Origin of the sequence: Pseudomonas sp. NY5710 (assembly GCF_013305665.1) — a bacterium.
Lineage (GTDB): Bacteria > Pseudomonadota > Gammaproteobacteria > Pseudomonadales > Pseudomonadaceae > Aquipseudomonas > Aquipseudomonas juntendi.
Genome location: NZ_CP045554.1, coordinates 1,521,171 through 1,534,847 on the forward strand (window position 1 = coordinate 1,521,171; position 13,677 = coordinate 1,534,847).

Consider the following 13,677-nt stretch of genomic DNA (forward strand, 5'->3'; position numbering starts at 1 on the left):
ACAAAACCACGGGGCTGCTGCGCAGCCCATCGCGACGCAAGGCCGCTCCTACACGGTGCGCGCCAGCCTGGACAGCAAAACAGGCGCAAATCTGCGACAATCGCGCATCCTCAGAATGCCGATCATGAAAAAGCAGGCTCACCTGCATCATTAAAAAGCCCCATGACTGACCACGCCATCGACAAATTGCTGCACAACCTCGACCACGCCATGATTGCCGACCGCCACCGCTTGCGGCGGCAATTGCATGAGCTGCGCAAGCGCCCAGACGAGGCCAAGCTGGCGCAGTGGGTGGACAAGGTCCAGGCCTCTTGTGCCCAGGTTACCGCGCGCCAGCAGAGCGTGCCGGTCGTGCGCTACGACGACAACCTGCCGATCGCCGCCAAACGCGACGAAATCAAGAAGGCCCTCGCCGAACACCAGGTGCTGGTGATCGCCGGTGAAACCGGTTCGGGCAAGACCACGCAGTTGCCGAAGATCTGCCTGGAACTGGGCCGTGGCAGCCATGGCCTGATTGCCCACACCCAGCCACGGCGCATTGCCGCGCGCAGCGTGGCGGCGCGGGTGGCCGAAGAGCTGGGTACGCCGCTGGGTGGGTTGGTCGGCTACCAAGTCCGTTTCGAAGACCAGAGCGACGCCAACACCCTGGTCAAGCTGATGACCGACGGCATCCTGCTGGCCGAAACCCAGCATGACCGCTTTCTCGAACGCTACGACACGATCATCGTCGACGAAGCCCACGAGCGCAGCCTGAACATCGACTTCCTGCTCGGCTACCTGAAGACCTTGCTGCACCGCCGGCCCGAACTGAAGCTGATCATCACCTCGGCGACCATCGACCTGGAGCGCTTCTCCAAACACTTCGACAATGCGCCGATCATCGAGGTGTCTGGCCGCACCTTCCCTGTGGAAACCTGGTACCGCCCGCTGACCAGCGAGCAGGACGAAGAGGGCAACCAGATCGAGGACGACCTGACGGTCGACCAGGCGATTCTCGCCACCCTCGAGGAGCTGGCCCAGCATGAGCGCAGCCAAGGCAAAGGCCCTGGCGACGTGTTGATCTTCTTGCCGGGCGAGCGGGAAATCCGCGATGCCGCCGAGATCCTGCGCAAGGCGCAACTGCGCCATACCGAGATTCTGCCGCTTTACGCGCGCCTGTCGCCGGCCGAGCAGCAGCGCATCTTCCAGCCGCACACCGGGCGCCGCGTGGTGCTGGCCACCAACGTCGCCGAAACCTCGCTGACCGTACCGGGCATTCGCTATGTGATCGACACCGGTACTGCGCGCATCAGCCGCTACAGCTACCGCGCCAAGGTTCAGCGCCTGCCCATCGAGGCGGTGTCGCAGGCCAGTGCCAACCAGCGTAAAGGCCGTTGCGGCCGGGTTGAGCCGGGCATTTGCGTGCGCTTGTACAGCGAAGAGGATTTCAACAGCCGGCCGGCGTTCACCGACCCGGAAATCCTGCGTACCAACCTGGCGGCGGTGATTCTGCAAATGCTGCACCTGCGCCTGGGTGCCATTGACGCTTTCCCGTTCATCGAGCCGCCAGATGGCAAGGCCATCAGCGACGGCTTCAACCTGTTGCAGGAACTGTCAGCGGTCAACCGCGAGAACCAGCTGACGCCAATCGGCCGCCAGTTGGCGCGCCTGCCCATCGACCCGCGGCTGGGCCGCATGCTGCTGGAAGGCGCACGCCAGGGTAGTTTGCAGGAAGTGTTGATCGTCACCAGCGCGTTGTCGGTGCAGGACCCGCGCGAACGCCCGCCCGAGCGCCAGCAGGCGGCGGACCAGGCGCACGCGCAATGGAAGGATGTGGACTCCGACTTCGCTGCGTTGGTGAATTTGTGGCGCGGCTTTGAAGAACAGCGCCAGGCGCTGACCGCCAACCCGTTGCGCAACTGGTGCCGCAAGCACTTTCTCAATTACCTGCGCCTGCGCGAATGGCGCGATGCCCATCGCCAGCTGGCATTGATTTGCCGTGACCTGCAACTGACGGTGAACAAGGAACCGTCCGACTACCAGAAGTTTCACAAGGCCATCCTCAGCGGCCTGCTCAGCCAGATCGGCCACAAAACCGAAGAGGGCGACTACCAGGGGGCTCGCCAGCGGCGCTTCTGGGTACACCCGTCGTCGGGCCTGGGGCGTAAGCGTCCGCAGTGGGTGATGGCCGCCGAGTTGGTCGAAACCACCAAGTTGTATGCACGCGTGGTGGCCCGGATCGAACCGGATTGGATCGAGCCGCTGGCCGGCCACCTGGTCAAGAAGAACCACTTCGAGCCGCACTGGGAGAAAAAGCGCGGGCAGGTCGTGGCCTATGAGCAGATCACCTTGTATGGCCTGATTCTGGTCGGGCGGCGCCCGGTGCATTTTGGCCCGATCGACCCGGCCACCTCGCGTGAGCTGTTCATCCGCGAGGGCCTGGTAGGCGGCGAGATCCAGTCGCGGGCCAAATGCCTGGCGGCCAACAAGCGCCTGCTGGAGCAGCTTGATGAACTGGAGGCCAAAGCGCGTCGGCGCGATATTCTCGCCGATGAAGAAACGCTGTATGCGTTCTACGAAGCGCGCCTGCCCGAAGAAATTCACCAGACCGCGACCTTCGATGCCTGGTACCGCATGGGCAGCCAGAAGGATGCCAACCTGCTGATCATGCGCGAAGAGGACGTGCTGGCGCGTGAGGCCAGCGAGGTCACGGCGGCCCAGTACCCCGACAGCCTGCAGGTGGGCGAACTGCGCCTGCCGCTGGCCTATCACTTTGAACCGGGGCACCCGCGCGATGGCGTGACCGTGCGCGTGCCTGCGCCGTTGTTGCCGAACCTGCCGGGTGAACGCCTCGAGTGGCTGGTGCCGGGCCTGCTCGAAGCCAAATGCGTGGCGCTGGTACGCAACCTGCCCAAGGCCCTGCGCAAGAACTTCGTGCCGGTGCCTGACTTCGTCAAGGCATCGCTGGCACGCATGCCGTTCGCCCAAGGGGCCTTGCCCCAGGCCCTGGGCCAGGAATTGTTGCGCATGACCGGTGTGCGTGTACCCGACGAAGCCTGGGCCGAGTCGGTGAGCCTGGTCGAGGGCCACCTGCGGATGAATATCGAGGTGGTCGACGGCCAGGGCAAATTCCTGGGCGAGGGCCGCGACCTGGCCGAGCTGACCGCCCGCTTTGCCGCCGCCAGCCAGGCCGCGTTGGCCGTACCGCGCACGGCTGACGCCGAAAAGCCGGTGCAGGCCAAGGCCTTCAGCCCCGTGGCGCAGACCACTCAGCAAAAGATCGCCGGCCTGTCGATGACGGTCTACCCGGCATTGGTGGACGAAAACGGTACGGTGCGCGAAGGCCGCTTCTCGACCCAGGCCGAAGCCGAGTTCCAGCACCGCCGTGCCTTGCAGCGGCTGCTGCTGCAGCAACTGGCCGAGCCGGCCAAGTTCCTGCGGGGCAAGCTGCCGGGGCTGACCGAACTGGGCCTGCTGTACCGCGAGCTGGGGCGTGTCGACGCGCTGGTCGAGGACATTCTGCTGGCCAGCCTGGACAGCTGCATCCTCGAGGGTGAACAGCCCTTGCCACGCGAGGGGGCGGCCTTGGCCGGGCTGGCCGAACGCAAGCGCGGCAGTTGGGCCGAGCACGCCGAGCGCCTGGCCCGGCAGACGCTGGAAGTGTTGAAGCTGTGGCACGGCCTGCAGAAGCGCTTCAAAGGCAAGATCGACCTCAGCCAGGCCGTGGCGCTAAATGACATCAAGCAGCAGTTGGGCAACCTGGTATACCCAGGGTTCGTGCGCGAAACCCCGGCCACCTGGTTCAAGGAACTGCCGCGTTACCTCAAGGCAGTGGAACTGCGCCTGGAGAAACTCGGCGCGCAGGTGCAGAAGGACCGGGTATGGAGCGGCGAGCTGGCCAACCTGTGGGCGCAGTACAAGGCTCGCGCCGACAAGCATGCCCAGGAGGGCAAGCGCGATGAGCAACTGACCCTGTACCGTTGGTGGCTGGAGGAATACCGGGTGTCACTGTTCGCTCAGCAACTGGGCACCAAAGTGCCGATTTCTGACAAAAGATTGAGCAAGCAGTGGGGCCAGGTGGAAGGCTAAACTTTCACAGTTGTGGCAGTATTGATGCAATTTGGGGCCGCCTGGCGGCCCTTCGCGGGTGAGCCCCTCGCCCCTAACTTGGCACTAAAGTGCCACTAGGCTGTCCTATTCCCGCCAGCGCCCCCGTGGCGATGGCCTTCGAACAGAGGAACGACCGTGCATAACGTCGTGATCAGCGGCACCGGCCTGTACACCCCGGCCCAGAGTATTTCCAACGAAGAACTGGTGGCCTCCTTCAACGCCTGGTCCCAGCAGTTCAACCAGGACAACGCCGCCGCCATCGAGCGTGGCGAAGTCGAAGCGGCGCCCTTGTCGGATGCTGCGTTCATCGAAAAGGCCTCGGGCATCAAGAGCCGCTTCGTGATGGACAAGGCCGGCATCCTCGACCCCCAGCGCATGAAGCCACGCCTGCCGGAGCGTTCCAATGACGAACCCTCGGTGCTTTGCGAAATGGCCGTGGCCGCTGCCCGCCAGGCCTTGCAGCGTGCGGGCCGCACGGCTGCTGACATCGACGGCGTGATCGTCGCCTGCTCCAACCTGCAGCGCCCGTACCCGGCCATCGCCATCGAAGTGCAGCAGGCGCTGGGCATTCAGGGCTTTGCCTTCGACATGAACGTAGCCTGTTCCTCGGCCACCTTCGGCATCCAGACCGCAGCCAACAGCGTGGCCCTGGGCCAGGCGCGTGCAGTACTGATGGTCAACCCCGAGGTGTGCACTGGGCACTTGAACTTCCGTGACCGCGACAGCCACTTCATCTTCGGTGATGCGGCCACCGCCGTGGTGCTTGAGCGCGCCGACAAGGCCAGCTCGGCGCACCAGTTCGATATCGTCAGCAGCAAGCTGTGGACCGAATTCTCCAACAATATCCGCAACAATTTCGGCTTCCTCAACCGTGCGGCGGAAGAGGGGCAGGGCGCTGCGGACAAGCTGTTCATCCAGGAAGGCCGCAAGGTGTTCCGCGAGGTGTGCCCGAAAGTGGCCGAACTGATCGGTGAGCACCTGCAGGAAAACGGCCTGAACCCAAGCGATGTGAAGCGCTTCTGGTTGCACCAGGCCAACCTCAGCATGAACCACCTGATCGTCAAGAAGCTGCTGGGGCGAGAAGTGGCCGAGGAAGACGCCCCGGTGATTCTGGACCGTTACGCCAATACCAGCTCGGCAGGCTCGGTCATTGCCTTCCACCTGTACCAGGATGACCTGGCCAAGGGCGCGCTGGGGGTGTTGAGCTCGTTCGGTGCGGGGTATTCGATTGGCAGTGTGATCCTGCGCAAGCGCTGATTACCTGGTCTGATCCGAGATAGCCGGGGCTGCAAAGCAGCCCCAACTATTTCACAGGCAAAAAAAGCGGGAGACGCCGGATGGGGTCGGCGTTTCCCGCTTTTGCGTAAAGCAGACGAAGGTGCTGATTAGAACTTGGCTTCCAGGTCTAGCTGCAGGGTATCCACGTCAGCATTGCTGTTAGGCAGGTTGGAGTAGTCGGTCTTGGCCATCAGGTAGGTTGCACCTACGCCGAAGTTCTTGTCGATTTCATAACCGACCTTGAATTTGTGGCCACGCGAACCTGTGAAGCCGGCGCCGAAGTCAGAGTCGGTGAACAGGCTGACCACACCATTACGCTGCACGTCGCGGTAGTTGTAGTCCAGGCTCCAGGCGCCGATCTTGCTCTTCAGGCCGGCCAGCCAGGCTTTGTCCTTGCCGTCGGTGCTTTCGGTATTCTTGACGAACTGGCCGTAGGCAGACAGCGGTATGGCAAAGCCGGTGAAGTCGACCTGTCCGAAGCCTTCCACCAGGTTGAACTCGTTGGTAGTGTTGCCCAGCGAGGCCAGGGCGGCCGAAGCCTTGTCGTTGTCGTAGCCGTAGATGCTGCCGCCCACGGTCACCTTGACGGTGTCGGCTGCGTTGAACTTGGTGCCCAGCTGGCCAGCGTACAGCTGCGCGTCATGCTTGAACTGCACGCCGTCGCCATCGACGTTGTCTTTCAGGTTGTAGTGACCAAGGCTGCCGAAGACTTCAGCCGGGCCAACGTTCATCTTGTAGGTAGCTGCCACACCTTCCGGGTTGATGTCGCTGTCCCAGATGATGTCGCCCATGCTGACCCACGGCTGGTTCATCTTGCCGCCGATCAGGTGCAGGTTGGGCACGGCAGTCGGGTGCCAGTCGAGGTAGGCCAGGTCGACCCACAGCGATTTCTTCTCGAAGTAGTTGTCCAGGCTCTGGTTGGTCGAGCGGGCATCGGCGCTGCTGCCGGTGGCTACACGCACGCCGGCGTCGACTTGCGGGTTGATCTCGCTGTAGAAGCCGACACGGGCACGTACTCGCTCACGGTCCTGGTTGCCACTGCGGGAGATCGGGTTGTCGACGTTGACGTCTTCGTAACGCAGGCGCACATCGCCCTTGATCTGGGTCTTGGCGGCCCATGCCACTTTCTGTTCGAAGGAGCTCATACGTTCGGACTGAGCTTTCTGATCGGCCTTTTCCTTGGTTTCTTTTGCCAGATCGCCTTGCAGTTCATTGTACTGCGCCTGGTTGATCGAGCCGTTGGCGCGCAGCATTTCGAGCAGCTTGGCGTCGACAGCAGCACTGGCCGGGGCGCTCAGGGCCAGCATCATGCCGGTGAGGCTCATTCCGGTAAGTGTAGAAACAAGACGCATAAGGTTCTCCCTACTGAAAAAAATGGGGGAGGCTCAAGCGCCTGCCCCTGTGTTGGCATGTCTTCGGAAAGGGCCTGAATAGACAGGTTCTGGTGTTCCGGAAAACAGGCGCAAGTATTGCGAGGGGCGGTGACAGATTAATGTCTGATTAGTGGCACTGTTGTTAAGTAATTGAGAATAAGCGAGTCAGCCTGGCGTTCATCATTTGAGTGACGCGCCTGGGTTGGTGATACTGAACGCCTCCCGACTGCGAGCCAAAACCGTGACCAGCCTGTACAGCCTTGCCCATTTGCGTGATCTTCCGGCGACCACCTGGGATGCCTTGGTGCCTGCCGGCCAACCCTTCCTGCGCCATGGCTTTCTCAGCGCCATGGAGGACAGCGCCAGCGTTGCTCCCCAGACGGGCTGGGCTGCCGAGCACCTGGTGCTGGAGCGTGACGGGCAGGTGCGGGCGCTGTTGCCGGCCTACCGCAAGTGGCATTCGTTTGGCGAGTACGTGTTCGACCACGGTTGGGCCGAGGCCTGTGAGCGGGCCGGCATTGCCTATTACCCCAAGTTGCTGGGGGCGGTCCCGTTCAGCCCGGTCAGCGGCCCGCGTTTGCTGGCCGGCGACCCGGCCGATGGGCTGCTGTTGCTGCAGGCGTTACCTGAATACCTGGGCAAGGGCGGGCTGTCGGGTGCCCACATCAATTTCACCGATGCGGCACTGGACCAGCAGTTGGCCCGCCTGCCGGGCTGGCTGGAGCGCCTGGGGTGCCAGTTTCACTGGCAAAACCGCGGCTATCGCGACTTCCAGGACTTTCTCGACAGCCTCAGCTCGCGCAAGCGTAAGCAGATGCGCAAGGAGCGCGAGCAGGTGGCGGGGCAGGGCATCGATTTTCGTTGGTACCGGGGCAATGAACTGGACGAGGCGCAGTGGGACTTCGTGTTCCGCTGCTACGCCAACACCTATGCCGTGCGGCGCCGTGCGCCCTACCTGACCCGTGCGTTCTTCAGCCTGCTTGCCGAGCGCATGCCCGAGGCGCTACGGGTGGTGATGGCCCGCCAGGGCGGGCGGGATGTGGCCATGGCCTTGAGCCTGGTGGGGGGGGACAGCTTGTTTGGCCGCTATTGGGGTTGCCTGGACGAATTCGACCGGCTGCATTTCGAAACCTGTTTCTACCAGGGCATGGACTTCGCCATTGCTGAAGGTTTGCAGCGCTTCGATGCTGGTGCGCAAGGTGAACACAAGCTGATTCGCGGGTTTGAGCCGGTGCTGACGCGGTCGTGGCATTACCTGCTGCACCCTGGGTTGCGGCGGGCGGTGGAAGATTTTCTGGTGCAGGAGCGGGAAGGGGTGAAGGGTTATGCCGAGGAGGCGCGGGGGATGTTGCCTTACCGCCGGGACTGAGAGACTTGTATTGCTTGTAATGGCCCTATCGCTGGCAAGCCAGCTCCCACAGAGATCGCCTCAGGGCTAACAGATACTGTGGCGAGCACCTGGCAACCCTGGTGCCCTTGCCAGAAACCATAGAATCTCCCACAGGATCACCCCACACCTTGATATCTGTGGGTACCTGTGGGAGCTGGCTTGCCAGCGATAGGGCCATTACAGGCGTCAGTCAACCCCGACAAACCCCCCTGTCTGGTGATGCCACAACCTGGCATAAAGCCCTTGCTGTTCCAGCAGTTCGCTATGACTGCCACTCTCGACAATGCGCCCTTTGTCCAGCACCACCAGCCGGTCCATCCGGGCAATGGTGGAAAGCCGGTGGGCAATGGCGATCACCGTCTTGCCCTGCATCAGCGTCTCCAGGCTTTCCTGGATTGCTGCCTCTACCTCTGAGTCCAGCGCCGACGTAGCTTCGTCCATGATCAGGATCGGCGCATTCTTCAGCAGTACCCGGGCAATCGCAATACGCTGGCGCTGGCCGCCCGACAACTTGACCCCGCGTTCGCCCACATGGGCATCGAAACCGCTGCGGCCCTGGGCATCCGAGAGCTGTGGGATGAACTCGTCGGCCCTGGCCCGGTGCACGGCTTCCTGAAGTTCGGCGTCGCTGGCGCCGGGGCGGCCGTAAAGCAGGTTGTCGCGGATGGAACGGTGCAGCAACGAGGTGTCCTGGGTGATCATGCCGATCTGCGCGTGCAGGCTGGCCTGGCTGACTTCGGCAATGTCCTGGCCGTCGATCAGGATGCGCCCGCCCTGCACGTCGTACAGCCGTAGCAGCAGGTTGACCAGGGTCGACTTGCCGGCCCCGGATGGGCCGATCAAGCCGATTTTCTCGCCTGGGCGGATGTCCAGGTTCAGGCCTTCGATCACGTTGCCGGCCTTGCCGTAATGAAAGTCGACATTGTCGAAACGTACCGCGCCACGGCTGACTTTCAGGGCCGGGGCGTTGGGCCGGTCGGTGACGGTGACAGGCTGGGCGATGGTCTGCAGGCCATCCTGCACCATGCCGATGTTTTCGAAGATGCCGTTGACCACCCACATGATCCAGCCGGACATGTTGACGATGCGGATCACCAGGCCCGTGGCCAGGGCAATGGCGCCGACGGTGATCAGCGATTGGCTCCACAGCCACAGCGCCAGGCCGGTGGTGCTGACCACCAGCAGGCCGTTGAGGGTGGTGATGACCACGTCCATGCTGGTAACCACGCGCGAGGCCAGTTGGGTTTTCTCGGTCTGTTCGCGGATCGCTTCGCGCGCGTACTGCTGCTCGTGATCGGTGTGGGCGAACAGCTTCAACGTAGCGATGTTGGTATAGCCGTCCACGATACGCCCCATCAGTTTGGAGCGGGCGTCGGATGAGATCACCGACCGCTCTTTCACCCGGGGTACGAAGTAGCACAGCGCGCCGATGTAGCCGACGATCCACAGCAGCAGTGGCAGCATCAGGCGCCAGTCGGCCTCGGCGAACAGCACCAGCGAGGTAACGGCGTAGATCAGCACATGCCACAGCGCGTCCACCGCCTGCACGGCGGAGTCACGCAGTGAGTTGCCGGTTTGCATGATGCGTTGGGCAATGCGCCCGGCAAAGTCGCTCTGGAAGAAGTTCAGGCTCTGTTTGAGCACGTAGCTGTGGTTTTGCCAGCGGATCAGGCTGGTCATGCCGGGGTTGATGGTCTGGTGCACCAGCAGGTCGTGCAGGCCGAAGAACAGCGGCCGCAGCAGCAGGATCACGACCAGCATCCAGGCCAGCTCGCCCTTGTGCTCACTGAAGAAGTTGACGTTGGGCGTGCCTTGGGCCAGGTCGATGATGCGGCTGAGGTAGCTGAACATCGCTACCTCGATCAGCGAGGCGAACAGGCCGACCACCAGCAGCGCCAGGAAGCTGGGCCAGACCTGGCGCAGGTAATACAGGTAGAACGCCCACACGGTGCTCGGCGGCGATTCGCTGGGTGCTTCGCGGAAGATGTCGATCAGTTGCTCGAAACGACGGTACAGCATGGGTAGCGACACTCCTGTTCCAGCCTGCCTTCAGGCGGTTGCAAGTCCCTGTGCAGCCTGCGGTCAGTCGATACGTTTGGCCGACTTGATGAACACCGGGTCAGCCGGCACATCGCGCATGCCTTTTTTGACGGTAGTGGGCGAGTTGACGATCTGGTCGACCACCTCCATGCCTTTGGTTACCTTGCCGAACACGGCGTAACCGGCATCGCGACCCGGGTTGAGGAAATCGTTGTCGGCGACGTTGATGAAGAACTGGCTGGTAGCCGAGTTCGGGTTGGAGGTGCGCGCCATCGACAGGGTGCCGCGGGTGTTCTGCAAACCATTGCTGGCTTCGTTCTTGATCGGGTCCTGGGTTTCTTTCTGCACCATCTGCTCGGTAAAGCCGCCCCCCTGGACCATGAAGCCGGGGATTACCCGGTGAAAAATGGTGTTGTTGTAGAAGCCGCTGTCGACGTACTGCAGGAAGTTCTTCGTGCTGACCGGGGCCTTCTCGGCGTTCAGCTCGATTTCGACCTGGCCGAAGTTGGTGTCCAGCAGCACGTGCGGGGTCTTGTCGGAGGCCATGACGCTGGTGGCGAAGGCGAGTGAGCAGGCGGTGAGCAGGAGTTTTTTCAGCATGGGCTCAAAGATCCTTGAGGGGTGGAAGCGGCTGCGAGGAACTGCAGCAGGGTCTGGTTGAAGACCTCGGGTTGATCGAGGGGTGTAGCGTGCCGGGAATCGTCGACGACGACCAGCCTGGCGTTGGGGATCAGGGCGACGTAGCGTTGTTTCAGTTGTATCGGGGTGTAATCGTGGTCGGCGGCAATCACCAGGGTAGGACACTGGATCTGGCCGATGCGTTCCTGCACGCCCCAGTCGACGATGGCATCAAAGCTTTTGAGGTAGGCGCGCTTGTCGTTGCGCGCCCAGCGCTGGGCCATTTTCTGCCGCAGCGCGGCCTGCTCGGGCTTGGGGAACAGCCGTTCGGCCAGGCCTTTGCCCACGGTTTCGACACTCAGGACGCGTGCCAGGCCCCAGCGCTTGAGCCACCACAACCAGTCACTGCGGCTGCGGCGCTTGACCTCGGGGGCACTGTTGACGATGCACAGGCTGCGCAGCCACTGAGGGTGGTCGACGGCAAACTGGAAACCGACCATGCCGCCCATCGACAGGCCAACGAAGTGCACCGGGCCGGTGTGCAGGTGTTCGAGCAGGGCCAGCAGGTCGGCACTGAAGGTTGCAATGTGGTAGCCGTCCTGTGGCTTGTCGGAGCGGCCGTGGCCACGGATGTCCATGAGGATCACCCGGTAGTGCTGGCTGAGCACGGGCACCTGAAGCTCCCAGTCCTGGCTGCTGGAGCCCAGCCCATGCAACAACACCAGGGGTTGGCCTTGGCCGTATTCCTGATAATGCAGCGTGCATCCTTCGTGTTCGAAGTAGGCCATGGGCGCGGTCCTTTCAAGCTTGTGGGGGGGCTGCGAAGGGCACGTCCAGCGGCGCAGTGTCGAAGTTGCGCAGTAAGTCGATGAGAATCTGCGTGGCCGGGCCCAGGGTCTTTTCCTTGCTCGAATAAAGGTAGAACAGTGGGTGGCGGCTGCCACCCTGGTCCAGCGGCAATGGCTTGAGTACGCCTTCGCGCAGCTCGCGCTCGATCATGTGCCGGGGCAGCCAGGCAAAGCCCAGGCCGCTGCTGACGAAGGTGGCGGCGGTGCCCAGGCTACCGACGGTCCAGCGCTGTTCTGCACCCAGCCAGCCAACGTCGCGTGGCTGGGCCCGGCCAGAGTCGCGGATCACCACTTGCAGCTGGCTTTCCAGGTCCTGGAAGGTCAGTTCACGGCCCAGGCGGTGCAAGCTGTGTTCGGGGTGGGCAACGGCAACGAATTCCACGGCACTCAGCTCGGCGCCCAGGTAGCCGCCGATGCTGTAGCTGCTGATGGCCAGGTCGGCGATGCCTTCGTGCATCACTTCTTCCACGCCCGACAGCACTTCTTCACGCAGGCGCACGCGGCAGCCACGGCTTTGCGGCATGAAGGCGGCCAGCGCGCGCACCAGCCGGGCGCTGGGGTAGGCGGCGTCGACCACCAGGCGTACTTCGGCTTCCCAGCCCTGCTCCATGTGGTGGGCCAGGTCCTCGAGCTGGCTGGCCTGCTTGACCAGGTGGCGCGAGCGGCGCAGCAGCACACTGCCGGCTTCGGTCAGCACCGCCTTGCGGCCGTCGATGCGCAACAAGGGCACGCCCAGTTGTTCCTGCATGCGGGCCACGGTGTAGCTGACCGAAGATTGCGAGCGGTGCAGGGCCTCCGCAGCCTGGGCAAACCCGCCATGGTCGACCACTGCTTGCAGGGTCCGCCACTGGTCAAGGGTTACGCGCGGCGCTTTCATCTTTCGCTCCTGTTGTCCTAAGCTGCGCTCTTTGCAAGGAGAGCGGCCATGAAGAAATGTTGTGCGGCAATATTGATGTGCCTGCCCCTCGGGGCCATGGCTTATCCCATCGATGTGGACAAGCACCTGGACGGGGTCAAGCTCGACTACACCGCGTACGACACCGCCTACGACATTGGCGCCATTACCCTGAACAACTATGGGCAGGTCGCGGCGGCCTGCAAGGTGACCTTCCGTAATGGCCCGGAGGCACCACGGGTTCGCCGGGTGACCGTAGCAGCCGGGAAAAGCGCCGACGTCACGGCCAAATTCAACCGGCAGATCATCAAGCTGCGCATCACCTTGCAATGCAGTGCGGAATAAACTGATTAATCGATAGGTTGAACCCACTTTTTACGCTTTTTTATCGATAGGTCAAGCCTTAATCTCTCCTCCATCGAATCGCAACCCTTTTGCCGATGGAGGCACCGCCCAATGGCCCACGTACTGATCATCGAAAGCAGCGCCCGCCAGCAGGATTCCGTTTCCCGCCAGCTGACCCAGGACTTCATTGCGCAATGGCAAGCTGCCCACCCGGCCGATCAGATCACGCTGCGCGACCTGGCGCTGAACCCGGTGCCGCACCTGGATGCCAACCTGCTGGGCGGCTGGATGAAACCCGAAGCGCAGCGCAGCGCTGCCGAGCTGGAGGCCCTGGCCCGCTCCAACGAACTGACCGACGAATTGCTGGCGGCCGATGTGCTGGTAATGGCTGCTCCCATGTACAACTTCACCATCCCCAGCACCCTGAAAGCCTGGCTGGACCATGTGCTGCGTGCCGGCATCACCTTCAAGTACACCCCGACTGGCCCGCAGGGCCTGCTGACCGGCAAGCGCGCCATTGTCCTGACCGCCCGTGGCGGCATCCATGCCGGTGCCAGCAGCGACCACCAGGAACCGTACCTGCGGCAGGTGATGGCCTTCATCGGCATTCACGATGTCGACTTCATCCATGCCGAGGGCCTGAACATGAGCGGCGAGTTCCACGAAAAGGGCCTCAACCAGGCCAAGGCCAAACTGGCGGCGGTGGCCTGAACGTTATCGAATTCCCAACCCTGACACCTGTTTTTGCTCCTTTGGGTGTACCTGCCCGGCCTTGATGGCCGGGCTTTTTTTATGCCTGGT

Annotated in this window: 10 protein-coding genes; 5 read left to right on the forward strand and 5 right to left on the reverse strand. The window is 62.7% G+C overall.

The features are described from left to right. Positions 1 to 162: 162 nt before the first annotated feature. Both hrpA and GEV39_RS06945 read left to right on the forward strand, forming a co-directional pair. Entirely contained in the window at positions 163 to 4,068 is a 3,906-nt protein-coding gene (gene hrpA, locus GEV39_RS06940) for an ATP-dependent RNA helicase HrpA (RefSeq protein WP_173887974.1), read from the forward strand. Between the two features lie 156 nt (positions 4,069 to 4,224). After that, positions 4,225 to 5,346, forward strand: coding sequence for a beta-ketoacyl-ACP synthase III (locus GEV39_RS06945; RefSeq protein ID WP_173887975.1), 1,122 nt, complete (start codon positions 4,225 to 4,227; stop codon positions 5,344 to 5,346). Between the two features lie 128 nt (positions 5,347 to 5,474). Here GEV39_RS06945 and GEV39_RS06950 read toward each other — a convergent pair whose 3' ends face one another. Further along, positions 5,475 to 6,719, reverse strand: coding sequence for a putative porin (locus tag GEV39_RS06950; RefSeq protein ID WP_173887976.1), 1,245 nt, complete (start codon positions 6,717 to 6,719; stop codon positions 5,475 to 5,477). A 262-nt stretch (positions 6,720 to 6,981) separates the two neighbouring features. Between GEV39_RS06950 and GEV39_RS06955 the strand changes: the two genes are divergently transcribed. Then, entirely contained in the window at positions 6,982 to 8,109 is a 1,128-nt protein-coding gene (locus tag GEV39_RS06955; protein WP_173887977.1) for a GNAT family N-acetyltransferase, read from the forward strand. Positions 8,110 to 8,316: 207 nt separating this feature from the next. On the opposite strand, the gene GEV39_RS06960 is transcribed toward GEV39_RS06955, so the two are convergent. From GEV39_RS06960 to GEV39_RS06975, 4 genes are all read right to left on the reverse strand, one after another. Beyond that, a complete protein-coding gene (locus tag GEV39_RS06960) occupies positions 8,317 to 10,149 on the reverse strand; it encodes an ABC transporter ATP-binding protein (protein ID WP_173887978.1) in 1,833 nt (610 codons plus the stop codon). Positions 10,150 to 10,212: 63 nt separating this feature from the next. Beyond that, positions 10,213 to 10,770 carry a peptidylprolyl isomerase gene (locus GEV39_RS06965; RefSeq protein WP_173887979.1) on the reverse strand — a complete coding sequence of 186 codons (558 nt, stop codon included), beginning with the start codon at positions 10,768 to 10,770 and terminating at the stop codon, positions 10,213 to 10,215. Then, a complete protein-coding gene (locus GEV39_RS06970; protein WP_009683101.1) occupies positions 10,764 to 11,576 on the reverse strand; it encodes an alpha/beta fold hydrolase in 813 nt (270 codons plus the stop codon). The genes GEV39_RS06965 and GEV39_RS06970 overlap by 7 nt, the downstream gene beginning before the upstream one ends. 13 nt (positions 11,577 to 11,589) lie before the next feature. Next, positions 11,590 to 12,513, reverse strand: a complete 924-nt coding sequence (locus GEV39_RS06975) for a LysR family transcriptional regulator (protein WP_009683100.1) — start codon at positions 12,511 to 12,513, stop codon at positions 11,590 to 11,592. 48 nt (positions 12,514 to 12,561) lie between these two features. On the opposite strand from GEV39_RS06975, the gene GEV39_RS06980 reads away from it, so the two are divergent. Both GEV39_RS06980 and GEV39_RS06985 read left to right on the forward strand, forming a co-directional pair. Further along, complete coding sequence (locus GEV39_RS06980) at positions 12,562 to 12,876, forward strand: 3-phosphoglycerate kinase (RefSeq protein WP_173887980.1); 315 nt, start codon at positions 12,562 to 12,564, stop codon at positions 12,874 to 12,876. 111 nt (positions 12,877 to 12,987) lie between these two features. Beyond that, complete coding sequence (locus GEV39_RS06985; protein ID WP_054882185.1) at positions 12,988 to 13,587, forward strand: FMN-dependent NADH-azoreductase; 600 nt, start codon at positions 12,988 to 12,990, stop codon at positions 13,585 to 13,587. Positions 13,588 to 13,677 lie beyond the last annotated feature (90 nt).

Excerpts from the sequence above, each read along its gene's own strand:
- GEV39_RS06970 (WP_009683101.1), bottom strand. The coding sequence starts at position 11,576 with ATGGCCTACTTCGAACACGAAGGATGCACGCTGCATTATCAGGAATAC.
- GEV39_RS06985 (WP_054882185.1), top strand. The coding sequence starts at position 12,988 with ATGGCCCACGTACTGATCATCGAAAGCAGCGCCCGCCAGCAGGATTCC.
- GEV39_RS06975 (WP_009683100.1), bottom strand. The coding sequence starts at position 12,513 with ATGAAAGCGCCGCGCGTAACCCTTGACCAGTGGCGGACCCTGCAAGCA.
- GEV39_RS06980 (WP_173887980.1), top strand. The coding sequence starts at position 12,562 with ATGAAGAAATGTTGTGCGGCAATATTGATGTGCCTGCCCCTCGGGGCC.
- GEV39_RS06950 (WP_173887976.1), bottom strand. The coding sequence starts at position 6,719 with ATGCGTCTTGTTTCTACACTTACCGGAATGAGCCTCACCGGCATGATG.
- hrpA (WP_173887974.1), top strand. The coding sequence starts at position 163 with ATGACTGACCACGCCATCGACAAATTGCTGCACAACCTCGACCACGCC.
- GEV39_RS06965 (WP_173887979.1), bottom strand. The coding sequence starts at position 10,770 with ATGCTGAAAAAACTCCTGCTCACCGCCTGCTCACTCGCCTTCGCCACC.
- GEV39_RS06960 (WP_173887978.1), bottom strand. The coding sequence starts at position 10,149 with ATGCTGTACCGTCGTTTCGAGCAACTGATCGACATCTTCCGCGAAGCA.